The organism is Acinetobacter sp. YH12023, from assembly GCF_013420135.1.
Lineage (GTDB): Bacteria > Pseudomonadota > Gammaproteobacteria > Pseudomonadales > Moraxellaceae > Acinetobacter > Acinetobacter amyesii.
This window is the reverse complement of the sequence record NZ_VOYU01000009.1, coordinates 92,063-116,308: the sequence shown is the minus strand read 5'-3', so window position 1 is coordinate 116,308 and position 24,246 is coordinate 92,063. Positions and strand designations below refer to the sequence as shown.

Sequence of the window (24,246 nt, the reverse complement as noted above, 5' to 3'; positions counted from 1 at the left end):
ATGTCAGTAATTGATTATAGCCATGAGAAATTAGCGCTACGGCATAAGGTATTCAGCAGATACTTATGCTGTAGTTCCTTTGACCTAAACGACTAAAATTACAAAAATATTCTAAGAAATTATCCAGTCCCAGCGTTGGGACTTTTTTTATGTGTTGGTATTTTAATGGAAAATTTAAGCCTAAATTATGTGCTAAATATTTATTATGAAATAAAAGTTGCCACCTCAAATTGAACATTTCAGGTAGCAGAAAGTCTGAGATCGGTTTAGTCATTGCGTTGTTGTACAACCATAGCGACTTCTTCAGGTTCAATTTTCTGAATCTTTTTACCAAAACTACGCAGCCACCATGTTAACTGAGAGGTAAAAGGTACTGTTGCACTAACTTCCACCCAGCCATCTTCGGTTTTTTGAATCACTTGATCTTTACTTAGCTGACTTTCTTCAAAATAAACAGCCTCTGCTTCAGACATGGTTAATTTGAGCTGAATCATTTCAGTCGGTTTATTGAAGTCCACACGGAAGCCAAGCGCTCCAGAGTCAATATAGGCATCAATATCAAAATCGACAGGGTGTAATGCACGTGAATTTAAGACCGTAGCAGATTTAAAACGATGTAAAGCAAAGGTTTGGATGTCTGTTTTGTCATGACGTGTGCAAACCAAATAGATAATTGCACCTTTTTGGACCAAAGCCAGTGGATTTAAAATATAGGTCTTTTCTTCACTTTGTTGTCCACGACCTTGATAAAGACATTCGAGTTGTTTGTCTTGTAGTAAGCCTTCATAAATTGATTGCTGTGCAGCTTTTTCAACCACAGGGGGAATCAATGGCTGAGTTGCTGGCACGATTCGCACGCGGTTAATCCACTGACGGACATTATTTTGTGACGACAGGCTCCGACGTGCGAGGTCAAACCAAGGATTCATTTCTTCAATTAAGCTCGGTGGAAGCAAATGTTTTAAGTGCTCCTCAACCATCATAAAGGTGACCGCTTGTGAGCTAGTCATATGAGGCAAGCTTTGAATTGGTGCATCGGAACGCCAACGCCAGCCTTGTGGAGTTGTTTTACTACTCTCAATTGGGAAACGCAGAGAAATTTGATTTAAGTCACGCTGAATAGTGCGTAGGCTGATATCAATGCCTTCACGGTTCAGGATTTCTTGTAATTCACGCGTACCCATCCACTTACCTGTGGACAGTCGTGAAAGAATTTGCCACTGACGATAGAGGCTGTTCGACGTTTCTTTTTCTTGTGAAGACATAATCTAGTGCTTGAACTTGGACTTAAATGAATAAAATGATGCTGTGGGACACAATAAGAAATCTTCCTGCGTTAAGCAAGTCTTCATCTGAAAAAACTAAGATGATTTTAATAACGCAATTTGACACAACTTGAGCAGTTACATGCTGTACCACTTTGCAAAAATGATGCATAAATAATCAAAGAGAAGCAACATATTTATTGATGGCATATATATTGCTTTATCTAGTTCATAAAACATGAGAAAAACATGGAGTTGCTATGCTGAAAGAAAATCGTAATACAACTTCAAATGGAATTGATGGTTATGAGGCAAAGTTGGTCAATACTTCTGTCTCTACATTAAAAAATTTACCTCTTGCTCGAGGACATGCGCTGTTTAATCAATTTAATTCGGATTTTTTTAATGAAATGCGCGACAGTAAAACGGTAGCTAAAGAATCATGCCAACGGATAGAGCAGTGGTTATCACAGCATACACTTGATGAATTAAAACAACTAAATCAGGTAGCAAAACAACATTTTCTCTATGAGGGTATTACCTTTACAGTGTATGGCGAAGATGAAGGCATTGAACGCACTATTCCTTATGATCTTATTCCTCGTGTGATTGCACGAAAGGAATGGAATAATTTATCACTGGGCTGCGCACAGCGCGTGAAAGCTCTCAATCTGTTTTTACATGATGTCTACCATCAACAAGATATTTTAAAAGCAGGAATTATTCCTGAACTGCAAGTCTTAACGCATGAAGCCTATTTGCCACAAATGTATATGCATGGGCTAAAAGGTAAAATTTATAGCCAAATCAGTGGTATTGATATCATACGTGATCAATCAGGCGAATTTTACGTCCTTGAGGATAATCTTAGAACACCGTCGGGTGTGTCATATATGCTAGAAAGCCGTAAGATCAGTCAAAAACTGATGCCTGAACTTTGCCAGCAAAGCAACATCATGGGGATTGAGCAGTATCCGCAGCTTTTACGTGAAATTCTTGCAGAAAATGCCTACGTCGATAACCCGTTTATCGTGGTTTTAACCCCAGGGCGTTTTAACAGTGCGTATTATGAACATGCCTTTTTGGCAAGGGAGATGGATGTACCCTTAGTGACATCGCGTGACCTTTATGTAGAAAACGATAAGGTTTATGTGAAAACCATCAAAGGTCGACAACAGGTTGATGTAATTTATCGTCGTGTGGATGATGCTTTCCTCGATCCATTATGTTTCAAACCTGACAGTACTTTGGGCGTAGCAGGGCTCATGTCAGCGTATATGCAACATAATGTGGTCATTGCAAATGCACCGGGAACAGGCGTAGCAGATGATAAATCGATTTATCCATATGTGGATAAAATGATTCATTTCTATTTAGGCGAACGAGCGATTCTGAAAAATGTGCCGACCTATCAATGTCGTGAGCAGAACGACTTGGACTATGTGCTGTCGAATATCGAAAAATTGGTGGTCAAAGAAGCACAGGGTTCAGGTGGATACGGCATGCTGATCGGTCCACAAGCCTCTTTACAAGAATTAAATAGCTTTAAAGATAAAGTGGCCGCAGCACCACATTTATATATTGCACAGCCGACTTTAAATTTATCTGTCAGCCCAACCCTAAGTGAGGCCGGTGTTTCGGAACGCCATATCGATGTGCGTCCATTTGTACTGAGTTCTCCATATCGAACTGAAATTGTACCGGGTGGCTTAACTCGTGTCGCGATGCAAGCAGGTTCATTGGTAGTGAATTCTTCGCAGGGCGGCGGTATTAAAGATACGTGGGTAGTAGATGATTTACGCTCATAGCACTCCAATGAAGGAGCAAAACATGATTTTATTAAACAGTAATGCAGAACATATTTTTTGGTTGGGACGTTATTTAGCACGCACTCAATATTTATGCAGTATTTTTCCATTTCAAGATGTCGATACAGCATTGAACTATGCACATGCTTTTTGTTTACCAGCATTTGATGCCGACTCAATGAATGAATTGGTTTTAAATGCCGAGCAACCGGCGTCATTTTCGAGCCAATTTAAATATGCACAAAGTAATATACAGGACTTAAGGGGTGTACTTTCAGCAAAAAGTTATGCAGAACTCAGCCGTTTAATTCGCAATGCGAGTGATAACCCGGGTTATATCTGTGACGTGGTAACAGATTGCCAAGATGTTTTAGAGTCCGAATCTGAAGATGTATTTTTATTTTTTAGTTTAGGACAAGCCATAGAGCAGCTTGATCGTCAGCTACGCATGCAGCAAGACATTCAACACACCCTTGCGAAGATTGAACATATCGTAATCGCTTTAGTTCAGTTTGGCTGGCAAAGTGTGCAAGAGGCATGGCAGGCACTAAAGCAACAACCGAATAGCCAAAATTTTTACCATTTCAGTGATCATATCCAAAATATGTTTGAGGTGGCTGTATGAGGCTCATGATCAACCATCAGACCCATTATGTGTACACTGATGTGGTTAGCAGAAGCATTCAATATATCAAAATGACCCCATCCACTAATGCGCATCAACAGGTGCAAAATTGGGATGTGAGTGTGCCGGGGCAACGTGATATGCAATTGGATACTTTTGGTAATGTGTGGTTGACCACAACGCAGAGCGAACCTTATCTTCAAATGACCATTATGGCGCAGGGCATCGTAAAGATGAATTTGAGTTCAAATGATTCAAATGCGGATGATTTAAACCCGAAATTATTTTTACAGCCAACGCCGAGTACGCAGTGCGATATTCACATGAAAAGTTTTGCCGATTGTTATGTCCCTCGTATCAATCGTGCCAATCTGATTCGTTTGGCTGAAGCGATATTGGCGCATATTCCCTATGTATCGAATCAAACATCGGTACATACTTCAGCGATTGATGCTTTTCATCATAAGCAAGGGGTATGTCAGGATCATAGCCATGTCATGATCGCAATGTGTCGCTATTTGGGTATTCCTGCACGTTATATTTCTGGGTATTTATTTGTACCGAATAGTAGCCACCTTGCCAGTCACGCTTGGGTAGAAGTCTATATCGAAAATAAATGGTTTTGTTTTGATGTCAGTAATCAGTTATTTACACCACAATCACATATTTATGTTGCGATTGGGCGGGACTACTGGGATGTAGCTCCTGTTCGAGGCGTTCGTGATAAAGGTGGTATTGAGTCTATGAGCTCAATTGTACAAGTGCTGAGTTGTTAATCATTTGAGGGGAGAAAAATGACCTATTGTTGTGCATTACGATTAAAAGATGGCATGGTATTTGTCAGTGATACACGTACAAATGCAGGAGTTGACCATATTTCAGTTTTTCGTAAACTTTATACCTTTGGTATTGCGGGTGAGCGATTTATTACCATCCAAACCTCTGGGAATTTAGCTACTACACAAGCGGTCATCGGGCATTTACAAAATAAACTAGAAGTCAAACAAGAGCCGAATCTATATAGTGTAAATACGATGTTTGAAGTGGCAGAACTGGTCGGAAATACCTTAAAAAAAGTTATCTCTGATGTCACCTCAGATATTTTAGAACAAAGTAATTATTACTGTAGTTTATTAGTAGGTGGTCAAATTGGTAGCGCTGATATGCAGCTATATAATATCTATCCGCAAGGTAATTTTATTTGTGCGACACCGGATACCCCATATTTTCAAATTGGAGAAAGTAAATATGGTAAGCCGATACTTGACCGAACTTTGCGTTACGATATGCCACTCGATGAAGCAATGCGTTGTAGCTTAATTTCTTTTGATTCAACGATACGTTCGAATGTGTCTGTAGGTATGCCTTTAGATGCTTTGGTTTATAAAAAAGACAGTTTAGAAATACCAAATGGTAAGCGCATTTATGAAGAGGACCCATATTTCACCATGATCAGTAAAGGCTGGTCAGAAGCATTGCGTCAGGGTTTGATTGAATTGGCAAAACCAACAGCTGACTATTTTCAATAACCATTTGATCAACAAATCGATCAATTTAAAAAGTGAATAAAAAAAGCGAGATAAAAAAAAGCCCAGATTTGATCTGGGCTTTTTGATTTGGCGTAATTAAGCTAATTTACGTACAGGGCGCGCGCTCATACGGCATAATAATTCATAGCCAATGGTTCCGTTCGCTTCTGCAACGTCATCAACCAGACGATCTTTGCCCCAAAGCTCAACTTCAGTGCCTATCGGTGCATGCATACCGGTGATATCAATCGCAATCATATCCATGGCAACACGGCCAATCACACGCGTTTTCTGTCCATGGATGGATACATAGTTTTGTTTAGGGAAGGCACGTGGATAACCGTCACCATAACCAATCGACACAATCGCAAGATTCATTTCTTGTTCTGCAACGAAAGTCGATCCATAACCCACAGATTCACCAGCTTGAATGGTATTTAAAGCAATCACTTCAGCGGTAAAGGTCATCACCGGTTTAAGATCTAATGCTTCTACAGAACGGTCTGAGAAAGGTGTCGCGCCATATAGCATGATGCCTGGGCGAACAAAATCAAAATTCAGTTCTGGCCATTTAAAAATCGCAGCCGAGTTACAGCACGAACCCATGATTGGCGCACAAGCTTCTTTTACGTGTAAGAATTGTTCACGTTGTTGGTCATTTAAAGGATGATTTTCTGCGTCTGCATTGGCAAAGTGCATCGCCAGTACGCAAGTAAAACCTTCCGCCTTTAAAGCATTGATGACATCAATAATTTCAGGCACTTTAAAACCTAAACGGTTCATACCGCTGTTGAGTTTGACCCAAACTTTTAGACCTTGAGCGATATAGGCATCTTTATGTGCACGTAACCAATCTAGTTGTTGCTGATGATGCACCACACATTCAATTTTTTTATCGATGATAATTTGCATTTCATCATCTGAGAAAATGCCTTCAATCAACGTAATAGGCTGTTCATAACCCAGTTCGCGAATTTCTAAGGCTTCTTCTAGGCAGGCAACACCGAAGGCATCACTGTCTTTTAAGGCTGCTAAGCAGTCTTTAACTCCATGTCCATAAGCATTGGCTTTCACCATGCTTACAATTTTAGCGGTTGGGGCAAGTTGTTTGACACGGTTTAAATTATATTGAAGTGCTTGTTGATCAATATAAACTGTAGCTTGGCGCACCCTAAATACTCCTACAGGGTCGATGAATTAATGGATGATAAAGAGTCTTTACTCTTCATCATCATACTGAGCATAAAACTCAGGGGAGAGGTTACTAAATTTGGTGTATTGACCTTCGAAGGCAAGACGCACAGTACCAATTGGACCGTTACGCTGTTTACCAATAATAATTTCTGCAGTACCTGCTTCTTTAGACTCTTTGTTATAAACCTCGTCGCGGTAAATAAACATGATCAAATCGGCATCCTGCTCGATTGCACCTGATTCACGTAAGTCGGACATCACTGGGCGTTTATTAGGACGGTTTTCCAGTGATCGGTTCAACTGTGACAGTGCAATTACTGGGCAGTGCATTTCTTTAGCCAGTGCTTTTAAGCTTCGGGAAATTTCCGAGATCTCGCCAACACGGTTATCACCCATACCGGGTACTTTCATAAGCTGCAAGTAATCGACCATGATACACCCGAGTTTACCGCCATGCATTTTTGCAATTCGTCGAGCACGGGCACGTACTTCCGTTGGCGGTAGTGCAGATGAGTCATCGATATACAAATTCTTTTCTTGGAGATGCACAATAGTACTGGTCACTTTTGACCATTCATCAGCATCCATTTTACCTGAACGTAAATGTCCTTGGTGTACACGACCGAACGAGGATATCAAACGCATCGCAATCGAGTCCGCGGGCATCTCCATAGAGTAAACTAGAGCGGGCAGGTTATTATTAAACAGTACACTTTCAACCAAGTTCATGGCAAAAGTGGTTTTACCCATCGATGGACGGGCCGCCACAATAATCAAATCGCCTGCTTGCATACCTGAGGTTTTATTATCTAGTTCAACAAATCCAGTGGTTAAACCCGTGATACTGCCTTCAGTTTGTGAAAGTTCATTCAACTTATCAAAAACACTAGCAACGACAGAGTTAATAGCTTTAGGGCCTTGTGCTTTGGCGTTGTTGTTGTGTTGCTCGGCAATCGAGAAAATATTGGTTTCTGCGAGATCTAAAATTTCACTGACCGTACGACCTTTGGTGTCATAGGCATTTTGTAAAATTTCTGAGCTGACTTTAATCATGCTGCGTAAAGTGGAAAATTCTTTAATTTTTGCAGCATAAGTTTCAAGATTATAGAAACTTGAAGGTGAATCTGACATCAGTTGCATCAGATATTCTTCGCCACCTGCAGCATCGAGCAAGTTTTGTTTAATCAGCCAGTCATTGACCAAGACCGCATCATAAGGAGAGCTATCTTTTGATAGCTGGTCGATGGCACGGAAAATATATTTATGACGGGTCGCATAAAAATCAGCTTCAGTCAGTACATCACCCACTTGCTCAAAAGATTCTGCAACGGTCATCAGTGCAGCAAGCACGGCTTGTTCAATCGCAAGGTTATGGGGTGGGGTACGAAACTCTTTCAACGAACTTTGTTCTGTGGTTTTTGCTGTTGGCGTAGAGTTTGGCTTGATGGCATTCGCCTGTGACATAAAAATCCCTGATGCTGAAACCATTTAATGTGATGGAAATGGGTGCTAATGACAGTTTTTTCAACTCTTCATTGAACTGAAATGATAGGCGTTTTCTACAGAAATGCGAACAAGTATTTCCGATTAATTCGTCATTCATTGAATTGAATGAAGAGTTAAAAATATAAAAAAGTTGGAGCACTATTTTTTACAGATAAAAAAAGAGCATGCTTACGCATGCTCTTTTGTTTGCAAGAAATTACTCAGCTACGATAGTAACTAGAACTTCTGCAACAACATCATGATGCAATTGGATTGCGATGTTGAATTCACCAGTGTTGCGAAGCGCACCATTTGGTAAACGAACTTCTGCACGGTCTACAACAAGACCAGCATTAGTTAACGCGTCAGCGATGTCACGAGTACCGATAGAACCGAATAGTTTACCTTCGTCACCAGCTTTAGCAGTGATCACGATGTTAACTTCGTTCAATTGGTCAGCACGTGCTTGAGCAGCAGCTAATACTTCAGCTTCTTGTTTCTCAAGTTCAGCACGACGAGCTTCAAATGCAGCAGTGTTAGCTTCAGTAGCAGCAACTGCTTTACCTTGAGGGATAAGGAAGTTACGGCCGTAACCAGCTTTAACTGAAACTTTATCGCCTAATTTACCAAGGTTTTTAATGCGTTGTAATAAGATAATATCCACAGCTCAACCTCACTTATGATTGTCAGTGTAAGGGATCAAAGACAAGTAGCGAGCTTGTTTAATAGCTAGCGCTAATTGACGTTGGTAACGAGCTTTAGTACCTGTAATACGGCTAGGAACAATCTTGCCGTTTTCAGTGATGTACTGTTTTAAAGTGTCGATATCTTTGTAGTCGATGTACGTAACGTTCTCAGCTGTAAAGCGGCAGAACTTGCGACGACGGTAAAAACGTGCCATGTTATGTTCTCCTTATGCTTCAGCAGAGTCTTGAGCTTGTTGTGCTTCTTCACGTTGAGCTTTACGCGCACGTTTTTCTTCAGCACTCTTAGCCAATAGTGACTCTTCAGTGATAGCGTTTTCACGACGGATGATAAGGCTACGAATGATTGCATCGTTGTAACGGAACAATTCTTCTAGCTCATCAAGAGTAGTTTGACCACACTCAACATTCATAAGAATGTAGTGAGCTTTGTGGATCTTGTTGATTGGGTAAGCCAATTGACGACGACCCCAGTCTTCAAGACGGTGGATTTGACCTTCAGCTTCTTTGATGTGAGTTAGGTAACGTTCTACCATACCCACAACTTGATCGCTTTGGTCTGGATGTACCAATAGTACGATTTCGTAGTGACGCATTGTCAGCTCCTTACGGTTTAGGCAGCCCCAATCATTAATTGATTGAAGCAAGGAGTCACAACCAAAGTTGTGTCGCAAAGTTTGCGAAGCGTGAATTTTAGAGCGTTTAGGTTTGAAATACAAGGTATGGATTTAAAATGCTTGAATTATTTATGGTTTAAGGCCGATTAGCGGTACGCAATAAAAACACCACATAACCTTTGAAATAAGGATCTTGAATTAAATGTTTGGGTGCTTGCCAACGGCCATGTTGTACGAGGCCTATTTTATAGGGTAGTTTCAATTTTGAGACTTTATTCAGATAACTCGTGTAATTCTCGATCGTGGCACTACCACGATAAGTTTGAATAGCGATCTCATCAATATTGTGTCGCAATAAACTGAGCGTTTGCTGATCTTGTATATTGGTCCAATCCATTAAACCCGTAATGCTTAAACGATATTTTTGAGGCATTTTCTTTCGTATCTTTTCAAGGAATACCGCATATCGATGGATATTTTGTGTCTTTGCATCAAAATCAATTTGTAAGCCTTGAATCTGATTGCCATTTTTTTCCCAATGTTTAAGCCGCTGCAAAATTTGCTGAATATTGTTATTTGACCATTGTAAATGATGGCTACGGATTACAATCCAAATTTTCTGCTGTGGTTTATGGAGGACTTGAATACCTTGTGGGATAAACTCGGATTGCTTTAACGGTTTATTCCAATTCATTTCACCTTGTAAAATATAGAGCTCCGTGGCTTGCTGTAAGTAGGGGCTACTAGAAATATTGCCCCAAATCCAAAAACTTGAATAATGTGCTGCATTAACACGTTGCTGTATTTCGGTGTGAGCTTGTTGTGTATTTCCAGATTGGGCAGGTGAACAAGCGGAACACAAAACAATGTTCAATATGAACAAAAGTTCTAATGTATTTACCCGCCTCATCACCTGTAAAAGCATTGAAAATTACCAATAATATTTTAAGGATTTAGCCCAACTTGTTTCAGGATAATCCCGTTTGATTTGATCAAACCATTGTTTGCGTACAGACTTACTCACATCTTTGTCTTGGCATTCATTATTACCACTTGGTGCATAACATTGAATAGCGCGATAGAGCGCATAGGCGGTTAATTCAGATTTGGTTCCAGTTTTAATAATATTTTTATATACATCACCGCGTGCAAAATATCGACCTTTAAAACTTTGTGGCGAATCATCTGACTGATAGCTGAGATCGACCATGCTGTAGGCTTGTGAACTACGCGCATACTCACCTAAACACAATTGCAGGCTCAGGTCTTTCGGATTTGCTTGTAATTGCTTGGTCAATGTCGCTAAGTCAGGGCATTTGATTGAATTGCTGACAGTGATGCCTTTCCATAAGAAATTGGCAAATGGTGGTTGATAGCGATATTTCTCCGCAGTATTTTGCTCACTATTAAACTGGGCTGCATTAGTTGGTAATTCGGTATAGGCTTGATTAAATAAATCAAAATTTTGATAAGCCAGTGATTTGTTCAGTAAGGTATAAAGTGCTACATTTTTTTGATCCTGAGTCGCTGCATTATTTTTCACAACACTCACTAAGCTTTGTTCATTTGCAACTTCAACTAAATATAGTTGCTGCAAAAAAGCTTGTTTAATTTTTGCTGAGGGACCGATAAATTGTGCTGTATTTTGCTGCTGAGCATAGTAACGATACAGCATAAGTTCAGCCAAACCACGTTGTTCAGCTGTTTTGCTAATGGAAAGTAGATTTTCCCAATATTGCTGCGTTGTTTGATTTTGTCCATTTGCTTCCAAAATGCGACCTTTCAACATGACTTGGCTCAATTGAAGGTAGCTGCCTATGTTATTCGGCATTTGTTGGGGAAGGTATTTCAAGGCTACTTGTGCTTTGTTTTGCACATAAAATAAGTGGTTCGCCTGCAAATACTGGAACAGTTCTGGCGCGTCTTTAAAATAATTTTTTTGTGCGTTTAATTCAGCCCAGGAAATGACAATATCATCGGAACTGTGTATTTTCCGCATGTGCATCAGATCATAGATAGTGAGGAAAAACGGATCTTTCAAATTTTTGACATTCAGACGCTTACTTTGAAATACATGACGATCTAATTCATAGGGTAGATTGGGCAGTTCTAAGTTATAAACGCTGGATTTAGGATTATTGATTTGCCATACGTATTCATTAATCAGTAAATCATGTTTTCCACTGAGCCAAAATCCACGTCTTAATAAACCGCGTGCACTTGCGACATATTGACCTTGGGGATAGAGCTTAAAGTACTGGGTGATATTATTGAAAAAATTGGTTAATAAACTTTGATTGAGTTTGTCATGATCTAAATCGCCATATTCACCTAAACCACTTTGATAAGCCTCATTTAAAGCACTTCGAATCAACATATATTGTGATGTTTCTTTCAGCCAAGGTTGATCCACATTAGTTAATACTGAATAAATCTTAGTCGCTGTGGAAAAGTTAGCATTGTAAAACGAAATTGTGGCGTTTAAATACGATGCATATTGGCGTGCAGATACTGACCAATTTGGATTTACGCTTAGCAAAGTTAGTTTATTGTCGCAATCATTAATTTTCTGACGTTCGCGAATCAGGGTGTCTTTTTCACTACTTGAAAGCTTACTGTCCTTTTTGACTTGTTCAATAAAGGCTTGTGCGCCATTTTGAATGCTGTTGCAATGTTCGTTAAAACTTAGATCAGGTGTTTTTAAAGGTTTACGTGCATTCGGCAGTTTATTGCTGCTAGTGCTCATGATACTGGAAACTTCAAATGGAACTTTGCTGTAGCTAGTTCGCCAAAGTGTGGATTTATCTTCATGAATATTAAATTTGGCAATACCTAAATCGCTAAGCAACAGCAGCATGTTGGTTTGATTGTCATTTGCAGGTGTGAGCGCAGGGAGTTCATCGCATGCGGTATAAGCATTGGTTTGAATAAGTGTCGACGGTTCACAATAAATATCCATGCCTGCATGACTTTGCATACTAAAGAAAATACCGAATGGAATACTTGATGTGAAAAGGGCAGAGTGAATAAATTTTTTTTGATATGACATAAGGCACAGTTAATTATAGTTGTGTGTGCAATGGTATCAAGTTGGGCTTAGGGTTTGAAGCTATTCATAAATAAAAAAGATAGAGTAAAACTCTATCTTTTTTAAAAAAATACAATTGGCTTTAGAGGAGCAGTGGAAGTAAAACTAAAAATTAAACTAATCACTGTGATCAATTTGACTGAAAACATGAAATATTGTTTTGCCCAAATTTGATCATCTTCAGCTTTGAATCCTTGAATGGTTAAATAAATCCAATACAGACTTAAGGCATTTAGGACAATCATATAAATCCAATTCGCATAACCAAAAAAGAATAAACCGTTCATGGTGATGCAGAACAAAATCACGTAAACCAAAGATTCAACCTTGGTTCGATGAATTGAACGTGCTACAGGTAAAATTGGAATACCTGCATTTTTGTAGTCATCAAATCGGTAAACTGCAATTCCCCAAGAATGAGGCATTTGCCAAAATGCATAACCAATAAAAATCAGCAATGCACCTAAATCAAACTGGTTTGCAACAGCCGTATACCCGATTACAGGTGGCGCTGCGCCAGAAAGACTGCCGATAATGGTTTGATGAATTGTTGTTCGTTTTGTCCATAAGCTGTAAAAACCAACGTATACGACAAAACCAATAACAGCAAAAAGAAAAGCGTAAGCATTTACCCAGAACCATAAAATGCTAAAACCAATTACACCTAAAACTAAAGCAAAAACTAAAGCAACAGGAATCGAGATTGATTTTTTTACCATCGCACGATTTTGTGTGCGTTGCATTTTTGAGTCGATGTCTTGGTCAATAACGTTATTGACAACACATCCAGAAGCGACCACAAAGAGGGTGCCTAAGAGGGTAAGAAGCAACAGAAGGAAATCTACAGAACCTTGGGCAGCTACAAAGTAGCCACCCAAAGCGGTAACAAAGTTACCAAAGAGAATTCCTGGTTTAGTCAGGAATAAATACTTTTTCAGCATGACGACCAGTTTAGATCATCATGTTGAAGTGAAGGTAGTTCATAATCCACACAGAACCTACTAAAAGGATAGCAATTGTGAGGATTGTATAAACAAATGCAATCACGTTCCAGCGTTGCTCTGAAGAAGAGTTCATATGCAGGAAGTAAACTAACTGAATAAGAACCTGAGCAACCGCAGTAATCGCGATTACGGCAACCAATAGACCGCGGCTAAAACCACCTGCCATTACCATACCGAATGGAATTACGGTAAGTAGAACAGAAAGGATAAAACCGATTGTATATTGTTTAACGTTACCGTGAGCTGCACCAGCAGAGTTATGATCGTGACTCATTAGATAACTCCCATCAAGTAAACAACGCTGAATACGCAGATCCAAACGATGTCAAGGAAGTGCCAGAACAAGCTTAGGCAAGCAAGACGACGAGTGTTTGGAAGTGTCAAACCATATTTCTTGATTTGGAACATCAACACAAGCATCCATACCAAACCAGAAGTTACGTGAATACCGTGCGTACCAACTAAAGTAAAGAACGCAGATAAGAACGCACTTGTGCTTGGGCCATGACCAGCATGAACTAAATGATTGAACTCATAAAGCTCCATGCCAATGAAGGCTGCACCAAATACCCAAGTAACTGCTAACCAAGTCAAAACTTGACCAACATTTTTCTTGTATGCTGCAAGAACAGCAAAACCAAAAGTTACAGAAGAGATAAGAAGGGCGAAAGTTTCAGTTAAAACGAAACCTAAAGATTCACCAAACAGCTCTTGTGCACTTGGCGTACCCACTGGAACGTGGCTACTTAATACAGCGAACGCGATGAAGAGTGTCCCGAAAAGAACCAAGTCACTCATCAAGTAAGTCCAGAAACCAAAGACAGTGATGTCAGTATCATCGTGATGATGATGTTCGTCATGTCCGTGGTTGTCGTGATGAAGTACTTCAGCCATTGTCTTAGTCCTTCTTCAAATGTTTTTCAAGAAGCGCGTAGCGTTCATTTTCAATACGTTCAACTTCTGCAGCTGGAACATAGTAGTCAACTTTCTTAGTGAAAGAAGAAACGATGAAGCTGATAATTGAAGCAATGAAAGTTACAACGACTAACCACCAGATATGCCAGATTAATGCGAAGCCCATAACTGTAATAAACATTGCAATTACGAAACCTGCCGCACGGTTTGTAGGCATATGGATGTCTTCGTATGTAGTTGGCTTAGCGTAAGCTACACCATTTTCTTTGTCAGTCCAGAAAGTATCAATACCATTGATCTTTGGAAGATAAGCAAAGTTATAGAATGGTGAAGGAGATGAAGTAGCCCACTCAAGAGTACGACCATCCCAGATATCGCCAGTAACGTCCATGTTGTCTTTGCGTTGAAGGAAACCAACAACGATTTGCATAACAAAACAGAAGATACCGATAGCAACTAATACAGAACCAAATAAAGCGATCGCTAAGTACGGATCCCATTCAGGGTTGTCATATGTATTCAAACGACGAGTCATACCCATGAAACCAAGGATATAAAGTGGCATGAATGCAAAGTAGAAACCGAAGAACCAGAACCAGAACGCTGCTTTACCCCAAGTTTCATTCAATTTCCAACCAAACATTTTTGGCCAGTAGAAAATGATACCCGCGAACATCGCGAACACTACACCACCAATAATTACGTTATGGAAGTGAGCGATAAGGAATAAAGAGTTGTGTACTAAGAAGTCCGCTGGTGGAACTGCCATTAATACGCCTGTTAAACCACCAATACCGAAAGTCACAAGGAAGCCAAGTGTCCAAAGCATTGGAGTTGTATAGGTGATGCGGCCCTTGTACATGGTGAATAACCAAGAGAAGATTTTCACACCAGTAGGGATCGCAATGATCATGGTCATGATACCGAAGAACGCGTTAACGTTGGCACCAGCACCCATTGTAAAGAAGTGGTGAACCCATACAACTAGTGAAAGAACACCAATTGCTACAGTTGCGTACACCATTGATTTGTAGCCGAACAACGCTTTGCGTGAGAACACAGCAGTAACTTCTGAGTAAATACCAAAAGCTGGTAATACCAAGATGTAAACTTCCGGGTGACCCCAAGTCCAAATCAAGTTTACATACAACATTGGGCTACCACCCATGTCATTTGTAAAGAAATGGAAGCCGAAGTAACGGTCAAGTGAAAGCATTGCAATAGTCGCAGTCAAAACTGGGAATGTTGCAACGATAAGCACTACAGTAACTAATGCAGTCCAAGTGAAAATAGGCATGTCCATAAGTTTCATGCCAGGCGCACGCATTTTAATGATGGTAACGAAGAAGTTAACACCAGTAAGAAGCGTACCTAGACCAGAAACCTGAAGTGCCCAGATATAGTAGTCTACACCTACACCTGGAGAGTATTCGATGCCAGAAAGTGGAGGGTAAGCCATCCAACCTGTTGCAGCGAATTCACCAATTGCAAGAGAAGCCATCATTAAGCCCGCAGCGCCGGCGAATAACCAGAAGCTAAGAGAGTTTAATAATGGGAATGCTACGTCACGTGCGCCAATTTGAAGTGGTACAGCAACGTTCATTAAACCAACAACTAGACCCATTGCTACGAAGAAGATCATGATTACGCCATGGGCAGTAAAGATCTGGTCATAGTGTTCTGGGTGTAAGTAACCTTCACCGCCACCTTTTGCAAGGAACAGTTGAAGACGCATCATAATCGCATCGGCAAAACCACGCACAAGCATGACAATTGACACGAGGATATACATGATACCAATTTTTTTATGGTCTACAGATGTGAACCATTCGTTCCACAAGTAGCCCCATTTTTTAAAGTAGGTGATACCAGCAACAATTGCGATACCGCCAAGGATCATCATTGCAACAGTAACCAACACGATTGGGTCGTGTGGAATTGCATCTGGTCCTAACTTACCTAATAAGCTCATGTCTTATTCCCCTGCAACAGTCGCATGTTCAACGCCTGCATGAGCTTCAGAAGCAGCAGCTTCGTGTCCAACAGTAGCTGTATGATCAGCACCGTGGTAGTTGCTCATGTATTTGTTAATCACTGATTCGAACAATTTAGGTTCAACTGAAGAATAGTAAGTCACTGGGTGTGGCTTAGTAGGGTAAGGCTTCATTGCTTCAGCTAGAGCCTTCTCTTCAGGAGTAGTTGCTTTGGCAACTAAAACTTCGATCTGGTGTTTAGAACGGTTGCCGTCACGTAAGGTTGCAAATTCAGCTTGGTCTAAAACAGTTTTTTGAACCGCTTCAGGATTAACTGAAGAACCATTACCAGCTTTAACAGCAGAAACCCATTCAGCAAACTGAGCATCAGTCACAGCATGTGCACGGAAGCGCATTTGTGAGAAGCCATAACCTGAATAGTTAGAAGAGAAACCACGGAAGCCTTCAGCAGGACTAGTTTCATCAGCTAATAAGTTCAAGTGAGTTTGCATACCTGCCATAGCATAAATCTGACCACCTAACGCCGGAATGAAAAATGAGTTCATTGTGAAGTTAGATGTTAAACGAAGGCTTACAGGAGTTTTCTCAGGGAAGCGGATCTCGTTTACAGTCGCGATGCCTTGTTCAGGGTAGATGAAGATCCATTTAAATTGTTCAGCAATAACTTGAACAGTTAAAGGAGCTTTATCTGACTCGAGTGGACGGTAAGGGTCATACTTGTGGGAACCCCACCAAGTTAACCAAGCTAAAATAGCGATAATAATTACGGGAATACCCCAAACTACAACTTCAATTGCAGTCGAGTGTGCCCAAGTAGGTGCATAGTCTGCATCTTTATTTGACGCGCGATATTTCCAACCAAACCAAAGAGCCATAAGTGCTGATGGAATAACTACCAACAACATTAGGTAGATCGCAGTAAGCATGAGGTTTGACTGACCTTCAGCAACTGGACCTTTTGAGTTTAGAAGTACCATATCACCACCACACCCAGTTAAGAGTGCAGCGATCGCAGATAAAGACAATACAGCTAAAATTGTTTGTCTCATTTTACAACCTCGGTGAAGAGTCCCATTCCCTAATTTTTAAAATTGGGATAGCGAATAAAGTGTCGCATGATTGTGATTTTTCAGATATGAAAAAAGTTCACAATGATGTGACACCGCTACGTTGTAGGGCATTATGCCTGATATCGGCAAACTAAGCTATACATAAAGATGCTTTAAATGACTGTATTAAAACCCTATTTTGTTGGTCGGGATTGTGTTTTTTTTATCTGAATTTTATTTTAATTTCAATGTAATGCACAAAAAAGGGATGAGAAATTCATCCCTCAATAAAAGTGAAAGTTATTGGTTTATTACCTTGGTTTTTGCTAACTTGTCATGCAAAGTTTGACGCTTTTTGCCGAAAATAAAAACGGAATCAATGATTGCGCTTAAAGGCATCGATAAAAAGTTCAGAAAAATAAATAAAACACTACGTAAAGTGAAGCCACGCATGAGGTTTACAGGTTGGCTGGTTTCAGCATCTACGATTTTAATTTTGGTGATTTTTTTACCAATACTTTGACCAGATTTAGCAATCAAATACGCTTGAATGAAAAGCATAATGAATAGATAAGCAAACATTGCAATCCAAGCTTGGTTGGGAAACATCTCAACCATTTGTGTTTGTAGTGCTTGTAAAACATTAGGGTCAGCATTTGGGGTCATCACAGCTTGCATAAACTGTTCATTTAGATTGGCAAATTGTGTCTTTTCACTTGGATTAAAAAATGCCGTTAAGATAAAAGTTGCCGGTATCCAAAGCAGTAAATCAACGATCTTAGCCAAAACACGTTTAGGAATACTTGCTAGGCTAGTTTGCAATTGTACAGCCTGAGGTTGTGTGTAGGTATTTGATGGCGTAGTTGTAGTTTGATTTGATTCGAATGCTGTTGGTGCTATATAACCTGCAGGCATATAAACCAACTGACCTTGAGTGAGTTCACCCAAAGCTTTCCATTCGGTCATACCTTGGTGCCAAACCAAGTCCGTGAGTAACACTTGTTGGCTCGCGAGCATTTGGTTAAGTTGTTCTAAGGTATAGGGACCAGCTTGTTGGTTATTTCGTGCCAAGTAAATCTGCATAAAACTAAAATCTCAAAAAACGTCTGTAAAAGTATAAATAAAAAAAAAGACCCACATGTGGGTCTTTTTTTAACACAGTTTATTAAGCTTGTTGAGCTTTTTCTTCAGAAAGGAAGAACCAAGTGTCTAATACTGAGTCTGGGTTAAGCGAAACAGACTCAATGCCTTGTTCCATTAACCATTTAGCTAGGTCAGGGTGATCTGAAGGGCCTTGACCACAAATACCTACGTATTTGCCAGCTTTACGACAAGCATGGATTGCCATAGAAAGAAGTGCTTTAACGGCTGGATCACGTTCATCAAATAGGTGAGAAACGATACCAGAGTCACGGTCTAGACCGAGTGTTAACTGAGTTAAGTCGTTAGAACCGATAGAGAAACCGTCGAAGTGTTCAAGGAACTGTTCAGCTAATAATGCGTTAGTTGGAAGTTCACACATCATGATCACTTTAAGACCGTTTTCACCACGTTTAAGACCGTTAAGCGCTAACAATTCAATAACACGTTTCGCTTCAGCAACAGTACGTACGAAAGGAATCATGATTTGAATGTTAGTTAAGCCCATTTCGTCACGTGCTTTTTTCAGTGCACGGCATTCAAGTTCGAAGCAGTCACGGAAATTGTCAGACACATAACGGCTTGCACCACGGAAGCCAAGCATTGGGTTTTCTTCTTCAGGTTCGTATAACTTACCACCGATTAAGTTTGCATATTCGTTTGACTTAAAGTCAGACATACGAACAATCACTGGTTTGTCAGCAAACGCTGCAGCAAGTGTAGAAATACCTTCAACTAGTTTTTCAACATAGAATTCGATAGGAGATGCATAACCCGCAGTACGTGACATTACAGCAGCACGAGTTTCACGTGGTAGGCTGTCAATATTAAGCAATGCTTTAGGATGTACGCCGATCATACGGTTGATGATGAACTCAAGACGAGCAAGACCAACACCTTCGTTAGGAATTTGAGCAAAGTCAAATGCGCGGTCAGGGTTACCTACGTTCATCATAATTTTGAACGGAAGTTTAGGCATAGATTCGATAGAATTACGTTGGATTTCAAAGTCCAAAGCACCTTCGTAAATAAAGCCTGTGTCACCTTCAGCACAAGAAACTGTCACTTCTTGACCGTCACTCAATACTTCAGTCGCATTACCACAACCTACGATTGCAGGAACACCAAGCTCACGTGCAATAATCGCAGCGTGACAAGTACGGCCACCACGGTTAGTGACAATCGCAGCTGCACGTTTCATTACTGGTTCCCAATCTGGGTCAGTCATGTCAGATACAAGTACGTCGCCGTCTTGAACTTTGTCCATTTCTTTGATCGAAGTCACGATACGAACGCGACCAGAACCAATACGTTGACCGATTGAACGACCTTCACAAATAACATTACCTTTTTGTTTAAGAAGGTAGCGTTCCATTGTGCCCACGTTTTGGCGGCTCTTCACAGTTTCAGGACGTGCTTGAACGATATAGATTTGACCATCATCGCCATCTTTCGCCCATTCGATGTCCATTGCTGAACCGTAATGGTTTTCAATGATCAATGCTTGTTTAGCAAGTTCTTGAAGTTCGTGGTCATTTAAAGCGAATTGTTGACGATCTGCTTTTTCAACGTCTACAACAACCACTGATTTACCAGCAGCGCCTTCTTCACCATAAATCATTTTTTGGTGTTTAGAACCAAGGTTACGACGTAATACAGCGTGTTTGCCTGCATTTAAAAGTGGTTTAGATACATAGAATTCGTCAGGGTTTACAGCACCTTGTACAACCATTTCACCCAAGCCATAAGAAGCTGTGATGAAAACTGCGTCGCGGAAACCAGATTCTGTATCTAGTGTAAACATTACACCAGCTGCACCTGTTTCAGAGCGAACCATGCGTTGAACACCTGCAGATAACGCAACGACGTCATGTGCGAAGTTTTGGTGTACACGGTAAGAAATTGCGCGGTCGTTATAAAGTGAAGCAAATACTTCTTTAATCGCAATAAGGACGTTGTCGATACCACGGATGTTCAAGAAAGTTTCTTGTTGGCCAGCAAATGAAGCATCTGGTAAGTCTTCTGCTGTTGCAGATGAGCGAACGGCAACCGCGATATCAGGGTTGCCGTTTGAAAGAGCTGTGAAAGCCTCACGAATTTCTGTTTCAAGTTCAGCTGTAAGCGGAGTGTCTACAATCCATTGACGGATTTTTGCACCAGTTTCAGCAAGTGCATTTACATCGTCAACATTGAGTGCAGCAAGTTCAGCGTTAATTTTAGCGTTTAGGCCGCTTTGCTCGAGGAATTCACGATATGCTTGAGCTGTAGTAGCAAAACCACCAGGAACAGATACACCAGCATTTGCTAGATGGCTGATCATTTCACCTAATGATGAGTTTTTACCACCCACGAGTTCTACGTCGTGTTTCCCTAATTTTTCTAGACCAATTACGCGCGCTTCCAAAGTTGTTACTCCACTTTTGCAGTATTAATCACTATCTTGGCATGAAATTATAACAAATTACTTAGCATTCTAAATTTACTAAGTGACAGTCATGTAAGATGGTTTACTATAAAGATTATATAGCACTAAGACAAATTTTGGAGGAGAATTTTAATGTCAGAAGGTAAACAGATTCAGCGTAGTGTTTTCTTTGTTTCGGATGGTACCGCGATTACCGCAGAAACACTTGGACACTCACTGTTAGCCCAGTTCCCTCATGTAGATTTTGACATTCATATTATTCCATATATTACCTCTGAAGAAGCTGCTACAAATGTGGTTGCAGAGATCAATCTTAGAGCGCAGCAAGACGGTCAAAAGCCTTTGGTGTTTGATACCCTTGTAGACCCGTATGTACGTGACATTATTAATACTGCAAATGCGATAAATCTTGATGTTTTTGAAGGGCTTATTAGTAAATTGTCTGACGAGTTGGGCACTGCACCTACGACTTTAGTCGGTCAGACCCATGCAGTAACAGATTCTGAGTCTTATAAAGCACGTATTGATGCGGTGCATTTTGCTTTAGATAACGATGATGGGGCACGTACTCGTCATTATGATAAAGCAGATTTGATTTTAATTGGAGTATCACGTTCGGGTAAAACACCAACTTCAATCTATCTCTCTTTGCAATTTGGTATTCGTGTGGCGAACTATCCTTTGACAGAAGAAGACTTGGATGACAACCGTTTACCTGCAGTTTTACGTGAGCATAAACATAAGTTGTTTGGCTTGATGATTGATGCAGAGCGCCTTGTAGCAATTCGTTCAGAGCGTAAGGCCAATAGCCGTTATGCAAGTTTTAGTCAGTGCCAAATGGAACTACGTGCGATTGAAGGTATTTATATTTCTGAAGGAATTAAATACTTAAACGTGTCAGAAATGTCGATTGAAGAAATTTCAACACGTGTTTTACAAATGACCGGACTGAAGCGTCGCATTGGTTAAGTGTAAATTGAGCCACTTTGGTGGCTCTTCTGATAATAATAAATTACCGTATAAATTATATAAAAATAGTATTAATTTCTGGTTTGTCATACTTTTAATGAATGATAAATATTTAAGATATTGATGAAAATTTTCCTCAATATTTAGACTTAAATTTTAAGCAATTTTTGCATTCATTTGTGTACCAATTCGATAAATTTCTTTGCATGAAAATTTATAAAATATGGCCAAATTGACAGCACAAATCTTTTATAAAAATCCGTGTTTTGGTGTATTTTTATCTATGAATTAAGCCTGAATAATCCACTTGATATGAGTTGTGTAAATACAAGATTTAGCTGATATGGTTTAATATTTAATCAATTTTTCAAAAATACTGATTTAAATGCTAAAAAAATAGGCAGAAAATAGAATAAAAAATAATCAAACAGTTGCTTTTGGGTGCTAAATATAAAGAAATGGCACCATTTATTTAATTGATGTGAGTGAAAAATATTCAAATTGATAACATTCAGGCTTTAAAAGCTGATATGAAGTAATATTAAAATTGGATTTTTAGCTGTTATTTTCCTATTGAATATAGTTTAGAACATAAGTAAATGTTGGCTGAACATGAGCATCGGTATAAATTTTCCAACTTATAGTTAGGGATTAAAAGAGTTGTGTAAGACAAAATTAAGCGACTGAAAATTTATTAGTTTGAAATAAAATTTTCATGAAAAATTGATTATAACTATTCAAAATTGCACGTCTATAAACTCGCTGTAGCTGCTGGTGCAGGTCGGAAGCATGATTTAAGTCTGAGCGCTGAAAAAGCATGTAGTACGATTAAAGCTATTTTCATTTATGGATTTTTAAGAATCCTTAGCCTTATCGAATGAAAGTATCCAATATAGTAGGGGAGCTACCAAAAGCCGCCAGAGATGGCTTTTGGTGTTGTGAGTTTTGATCAATCGGATAAATTATAGTAAATGTTATGTGAAAATCATTTCATTGTAATTACTTTTCTTTAGGCTGGTTAGATTCGCTGCGCACAATGACATCACACTCAAACGTATGCTCATCTAAAGCCGTGATTGAATTACTCTGAATTTTTGCAATTGGCCAAGTATTTAAGATGCAATTTGGCTGCTGTAATGCTGCATAATAATGATCAGATTTTAGGAAGGTTTTGTTTTGAATTGCGGTATTTGGACTGAGTAAATGTCTTAACCAATGGTTCGGCACTTGATCTTCTAAAAAGCGAATCGCCAAAATACTCTTAATACGATTGCTAAATAAACGTCGATTTTTTGCAATCAGTGGGTGCTGGATTAATTTATTCAGTAGACGTTCGGTGCGTGGTAAGACAAATTGCGGTTTGATTTGATAGACCATGATGTTATCTGCAACCTGACATAGATGGTGCAATTCAGAGACCACATGCTGATCTATCCCAATAATTGCGATTTTTTGCTTCTTAAAGTCATAATCTTTGATCTGTTCTGAACTGATGATCGTTCCACGAAAGTGTTCAAAATCCTCTAGATGATTATTAAAAATATGGTGGGTTGCATCCTGCTTGTTGGCCATATTTATTCCTTATCTTTTGTTTTTTTAGTTGAGTCTTAGATAGGAATATATTCTGTGATGGGTCAGTCGGGGTAAAGCGTTTTTTCAGTCTGATGAGTCATACAATTTGTCTAGAATTGATTTGCTTGGCCCTTGTCATTTATACATTTCTAGGAGTGAACTGATTTTTTTATGCGTTGTAGTTCATTAACCGCTCAAGCAGATCGATAAAACAATGAGCGACCTGCATGAACAGCTTTTGAGATCTATAAATTTTGTGAGTTTTAAAGTGGTTCATCATCTGATGAGTTATAGTCAAGCTGACTCGTGGTTGAATGTTTAAGTTCGGGTTGGTCGGTATGTGTACGTAAATAGTCCATATCACGAATATTTTTTTGTACAGCAACTGCACCAAACAGACTCATTAGGAAAGCCATCATGTAAAAACCTTTTTCACTTAATGCCAGTTCAGCATTCCATAGACCAATGGCAAGAAGTACGAGGCAAATAATGACGGATGCCCAGCACAGTCCAAAGTAGATTGCAGTGACATGCATTCCTTCTAAACGGTCACGAATGATTTTTTGTAGTGAAACCGATGAAAATAATCCATAAAGCAATAAAATGAGATAAAAGCCTTTTTCATTCAACATCATATTTGCATTGAATAAACCTATGCAAAACACCACAGCGCCTAAGATCAGTGCACACCAACTTGCTGCGATAAATGCGGGTGTGGGTTTATTAATATATTGGCTCATCTGCTTATTTTTCTCTTTGTTTTGCTTATGTTTAATATTTATACAGCAATAAAAATGAGTAAAGCAATTATTTCGTTGAGGCAATGATGGTTTTTAAGTACAGGTTTGGTCGTTGTTAGCCAA

The 24,246-nt window shown here is 39.6% G+C and carries 22 protein-coding genes; 5 read left to right on the top strand and 17 right to left on the bottom strand.

Annotation, left to right across the window (positions count from 1 at the left end; translation table 11 throughout):
• Nucleotides 1-266: 266 nt before the first annotated feature.
• The gene (locus FTT92_RS11260; protein ID WP_078193976.1) at nucleotides 267-1,265 is read right to left on the bottom strand and encodes a YafY family protein; all 999 of its coding nucleotides are present in this window, start codon (nucleotides 1,263-1,265) and stop codon (nucleotides 267-269) included.
• A gap of 260 nt (nucleotides 1,266-1,525) precedes the next feature.
• Between FTT92_RS11260 and FTT92_RS11255 the strand changes: the two genes are divergently transcribed.
• The 4 genes from FTT92_RS11255 to FTT92_RS11240 are packed head-to-tail and all read left to right on the top strand — an operon-like array spanning nucleotide 1,526 to nucleotide 5,227.
• Nucleotides 1,526-3,073: a circularly permuted type 2 ATP-grasp protein gene (locus FTT92_RS11255; protein WP_180172147.1), complete on the top strand. Its 1,548-nt coding sequence runs from the start codon at nucleotides 1,526-1,528 to the stop codon at nucleotides 3,071-3,073.
• Between the two features lie 22 nt (nucleotides 3,074-3,095).
• A complete protein-coding gene (locus tag FTT92_RS11250) occupies nucleotides 3,096-3,698 on the top strand; it encodes an alpha-E domain-containing protein (protein WP_180172146.1) in 603 nt (200 codons plus the stop codon).
• A complete protein-coding gene (locus tag FTT92_RS11245) occupies nucleotides 3,695-4,474 on the top strand; it encodes a transglutaminase family protein (protein WP_180172145.1) in 780 nt (259 codons plus the stop codon). Before FTT92_RS11250 ends, FTT92_RS11245 begins: the two co-directional genes overlap by 4 nt.
• A gap of 18 nt (nucleotides 4,475-4,492) precedes the next feature.
• The gene (locus FTT92_RS11240) at nucleotides 4,493-5,227 is read left to right on the top strand and encodes a proteasome-type protease (protein ID WP_180172144.1); all 735 of its coding nucleotides are present in this window, start codon (nucleotides 4,493-4,495) and stop codon (nucleotides 5,225-5,227) included.
• A 96-nt stretch (nucleotides 5,228-5,323) separates the two neighbouring features.
• Here FTT92_RS11240 and alr read toward each other — a convergent pair whose 3' ends face one another.
• From alr to ppsA, 14 genes are all read right to left on the bottom strand, one after another.
• Complete coding sequence (alr, locus tag FTT92_RS11235; RefSeq protein WP_180073997.1) at nucleotides 5,324-6,397, bottom strand: alanine racemase; 1,074 nt, start codon at nucleotides 6,395-6,397, stop codon at nucleotides 5,324-5,326.
• Between the two features lie 48 nt (nucleotides 6,398-6,445).
• Nucleotides 6,446-7,885: a replicative DNA helicase gene (gene dnaB / locus FTT92_RS11230; protein WP_180035272.1), complete on the bottom strand. Its 1,440-nt coding sequence runs from the start codon at nucleotides 7,883-7,885 to the stop codon at nucleotides 6,446-6,448.
• Nucleotides 7,886-8,123: 238 nt separating this feature from the next.
• Nucleotides 8,124-8,570 (bottom strand): 50S ribosomal protein L9, encoded by a 447-nt coding sequence (gene rplI / locus FTT92_RS11225; RefSeq protein WP_078188585.1) that lies wholly within the window; start codon nucleotides 8,568-8,570, stop codon nucleotides 8,124-8,126.
• A gap of 9 nt (nucleotides 8,571-8,579) precedes the next feature.
• Nucleotides 8,580-8,807 carry a 30S ribosomal protein S18 gene (rpsR, locus tag FTT92_RS11220; RefSeq protein WP_004278792.1) on the bottom strand — a complete coding sequence of 76 codons (228 nt, stop codon included), beginning with the start codon at nucleotides 8,805-8,807 and terminating at the stop codon, nucleotides 8,580-8,582.
• 12 nt (nucleotides 8,808-8,819) lie between these two features.
• The gene (gene rpsF, locus FTT92_RS11215) at nucleotides 8,820-9,206 is read right to left on the bottom strand and encodes a 30S ribosomal protein S6 (protein ID WP_004696436.1); all 387 of its coding nucleotides are present in this window, start codon (nucleotides 9,204-9,206) and stop codon (nucleotides 8,820-8,822) included.
• A gap of 157 nt (nucleotides 9,207-9,363) precedes the next feature.
• The gene (locus FTT92_RS11210) at nucleotides 9,364-10,152 is read right to left on the bottom strand and encodes a DUF3142 domain-containing protein (RefSeq protein ID WP_180172143.1); all 789 of its coding nucleotides are present in this window, start codon (nucleotides 10,150-10,152) and stop codon (nucleotides 9,364-9,366) included.
• 6 nt (nucleotides 10,153-10,158) lie between these two features.
• Nucleotides 10,159-12,276: a hypothetical protein gene (locus FTT92_RS11205; protein WP_180172142.1), complete on the bottom strand. Its 2,118-nt coding sequence runs from the start codon at nucleotides 12,274-12,276 to the stop codon at nucleotides 10,159-10,161.
• 101 nt (nucleotides 12,277-12,377) lie between these two features.
• A complete protein-coding gene (gene cyoE / locus FTT92_RS11200; protein ID WP_180093565.1) occupies nucleotides 12,378-13,256 on the bottom strand; it encodes a heme o synthase in 879 nt (292 codons plus the stop codon).
• Between the two features lie 10 nt (nucleotides 13,257-13,266).
• Complete coding sequence (locus tag FTT92_RS11195) at nucleotides 13,267-13,593, bottom strand: cytochrome o ubiquinol oxidase subunit IV (protein WP_078188582.1); 327 nt, start codon at nucleotides 13,591-13,593, stop codon at nucleotides 13,267-13,269.
• Nucleotides 13,593-14,213 (bottom strand): cytochrome o ubiquinol oxidase subunit III, encoded by a 621-nt coding sequence (cyoC, locus tag FTT92_RS11190; RefSeq protein WP_078188581.1) that lies wholly within the window; start codon nucleotides 14,211-14,213, stop codon nucleotides 13,593-13,595. Before cyoC ends, FTT92_RS11195 begins: the two co-directional genes overlap by 1 nt.
• Nucleotides 14,214-14,217: 4 nt before the next feature.
• The gene (gene cyoB / locus FTT92_RS11185; protein ID WP_078193968.1) at nucleotides 14,218-16,206 is read right to left on the bottom strand and encodes a cytochrome o ubiquinol oxidase subunit I; all 1,989 of its coding nucleotides are present in this window, start codon (nucleotides 16,204-16,206) and stop codon (nucleotides 14,218-14,220) included.
• A 3-nt stretch (nucleotides 16,207-16,209) separates the two neighbouring features.
• Nucleotides 16,210-17,277 carry a ubiquinol oxidase subunit II gene (gene cyoA / locus FTT92_RS11180; RefSeq protein ID WP_078193967.1) on the bottom strand — a complete coding sequence of 356 codons (1,068 nt, stop codon included), beginning with the start codon at nucleotides 17,275-17,277 and terminating at the stop codon, nucleotides 16,210-16,212.
• Nucleotides 17,278-17,577: 300 nt separating this feature from the next.
• A complete protein-coding gene (locus tag FTT92_RS11175) occupies nucleotides 17,578-18,360 on the bottom strand; it encodes an RDD family protein (protein WP_078193966.1) in 783 nt (260 codons plus the stop codon).
• A gap of 82 nt (nucleotides 18,361-18,442) precedes the next feature.
• Entirely contained in the window at nucleotides 18,443-20,821 is a 2,379-nt protein-coding gene (ppsA, locus tag FTT92_RS11170; protein WP_180172141.1) for a phosphoenolpyruvate synthase, read from the bottom strand.
• Nucleotides 20,822-20,974: 153 nt separating this feature from the next.
• Here ppsA and FTT92_RS11165 point away from each other — a divergent pair, with 153 nt between their 5' ends.
• Nucleotides 20,975-21,811 (top strand): pyruvate, water dikinase regulatory protein, encoded by an 837-nt coding sequence (locus FTT92_RS11165; protein WP_078193964.1) that lies wholly within the window; start codon nucleotides 20,975-20,977, stop codon nucleotides 21,809-21,811.
• A gap of 999 nt (nucleotides 21,812-22,810) precedes the next feature.
• Here FTT92_RS11165 and FTT92_RS11160 read toward each other — a convergent pair.
• Nucleotides 22,811-23,383 (bottom strand): flavoprotein, encoded by a 573-nt coding sequence (locus FTT92_RS11160; RefSeq protein WP_180172140.1) that lies wholly within the window; start codon nucleotides 23,381-23,383, stop codon nucleotides 22,811-22,813.
• A gap of 263 nt (nucleotides 23,384-23,646) precedes the next feature.
• Nucleotides 23,647-24,123 (bottom strand): inner membrane protein YiaA, encoded by a 477-nt coding sequence (gene yiaA, locus FTT92_RS11155; RefSeq protein ID WP_180007913.1) that lies wholly within the window; start codon nucleotides 24,121-24,123, stop codon nucleotides 23,647-23,649.
• Between the last annotated feature and the right edge of the window lie 123 nt (nucleotides 24,124-24,246).

What these genes read in the sequence shown, in the direction of transcription:
- FTT92_RS11260 (WP_078193976.1), bottom strand. Translation starts at nt 1,265, where the DNA reads ATGTCTTCACAAGAAAAAGAAACGTCGAACAGCCTCTATCGTCAGTGG.
- FTT92_RS11255 (WP_180172147.1), top strand. Translation starts at nt 1,526, where the DNA reads ATGCTGAAAGAAAATCGTAATACAACTTCAAATGGAATTGATGGTTAT.
- FTT92_RS11250 (WP_180172146.1), top strand. Translation starts at nt 3,096, where the DNA reads ATGATTTTATTAAACAGTAATGCAGAACATATTTTTTGGTTGGGACGT.
- FTT92_RS11245 (WP_180172145.1), top strand. Translation starts at nt 3,695, where the DNA reads ATGAGGCTCATGATCAACCATCAGACCCATTATGTGTACACTGATGTG.
- FTT92_RS11240 (WP_180172144.1), top strand. Translation starts at nt 4,493, where the DNA reads ATGACCTATTGTTGTGCATTACGATTAAAAGATGGCATGGTATTTGTC.
- dnaB (WP_180035272.1), bottom strand. Translation starts at nt 7,885, where the DNA reads ATGTCACAGGCGAATGCCATCAAGCCAAACTCTACGCCAACAGCAAAA.
- rpsR (WP_004278792.1), bottom strand. Translation starts at nt 8,807, where the DNA reads ATGGCACGTTTTTACCGTCGTCGCAAGTTCTGCCGCTTTACAGCTGAG.
- rpsF (WP_004696436.1), bottom strand. Translation starts at nt 9,206, where the DNA reads ATGCGTCACTACGAAATCGTACTATTGGTACATCCAGACCAAAGCGAT.
- FTT92_RS11210 (WP_180172143.1), bottom strand. Translation starts at nt 10,152, where the DNA reads ATGCTTTTACAGGTGATGAGGCGGGTAAATACATTAGAACTTTTGTTC.
- FTT92_RS11205 (WP_180172142.1), bottom strand. Translation starts at nt 12,276, where the DNA reads ATGTCATATCAAAAAAAATTTATTCACTCTGCCCTTTTCACATCAAGT.
- cyoE (WP_180093565.1), bottom strand. Translation starts at nt 13,256, where the DNA reads ATGCTGAAAAAGTATTTATTCCTGACTAAACCAGGAATTCTCTTTGGT.
- FTT92_RS11195 (WP_078188582.1), bottom strand. Translation starts at nt 13,593, where the DNA reads ATGAGTCACGATCATAACTCTGCTGGTGCAGCTCACGGTAACGTTAAA.
- cyoC (WP_078188581.1), bottom strand. Translation starts at nt 14,213, where the DNA reads ATGGCTGAAGTACTTCATCACGACAACCACGGACATGACGAACATCAT.
- cyoB (WP_078193968.1), bottom strand. Translation starts at nt 16,206, where the DNA reads ATGAGCTTATTAGGTAAGTTAGGACCAGATGCAATTCCACACGACCCA.
- cyoA (WP_078193967.1), bottom strand. Translation starts at nt 17,277, where the DNA reads ATGAGACAAACAATTTTAGCTGTATTGTCTTTATCTGCGATCGCTGCA.
- FTT92_RS11175 (WP_078193966.1), bottom strand. Translation starts at nt 18,360, where the DNA reads ATGCAGATTTACTTGGCACGAAATAACCAACAAGCTGGTCCCTATACC.
- FTT92_RS11165 (WP_078193964.1), top strand. Translation starts at nt 20,975, where the DNA reads ATGTCAGAAGGTAAACAGATTCAGCGTAGTGTTTTCTTTGTTTCGGAT.
- FTT92_RS11160 (WP_180172140.1), bottom strand. Translation starts at nt 23,383, where the DNA reads ATGGCCAACAAGCAGGATGCAACCCACCATATTTTTAATAATCATCTA.
- yiaA (WP_180007913.1), bottom strand. Translation starts at nt 24,123, where the DNA reads ATGAGCCAATATATTAATAAACCCACACCCGCATTTATCGCAGCAAGT.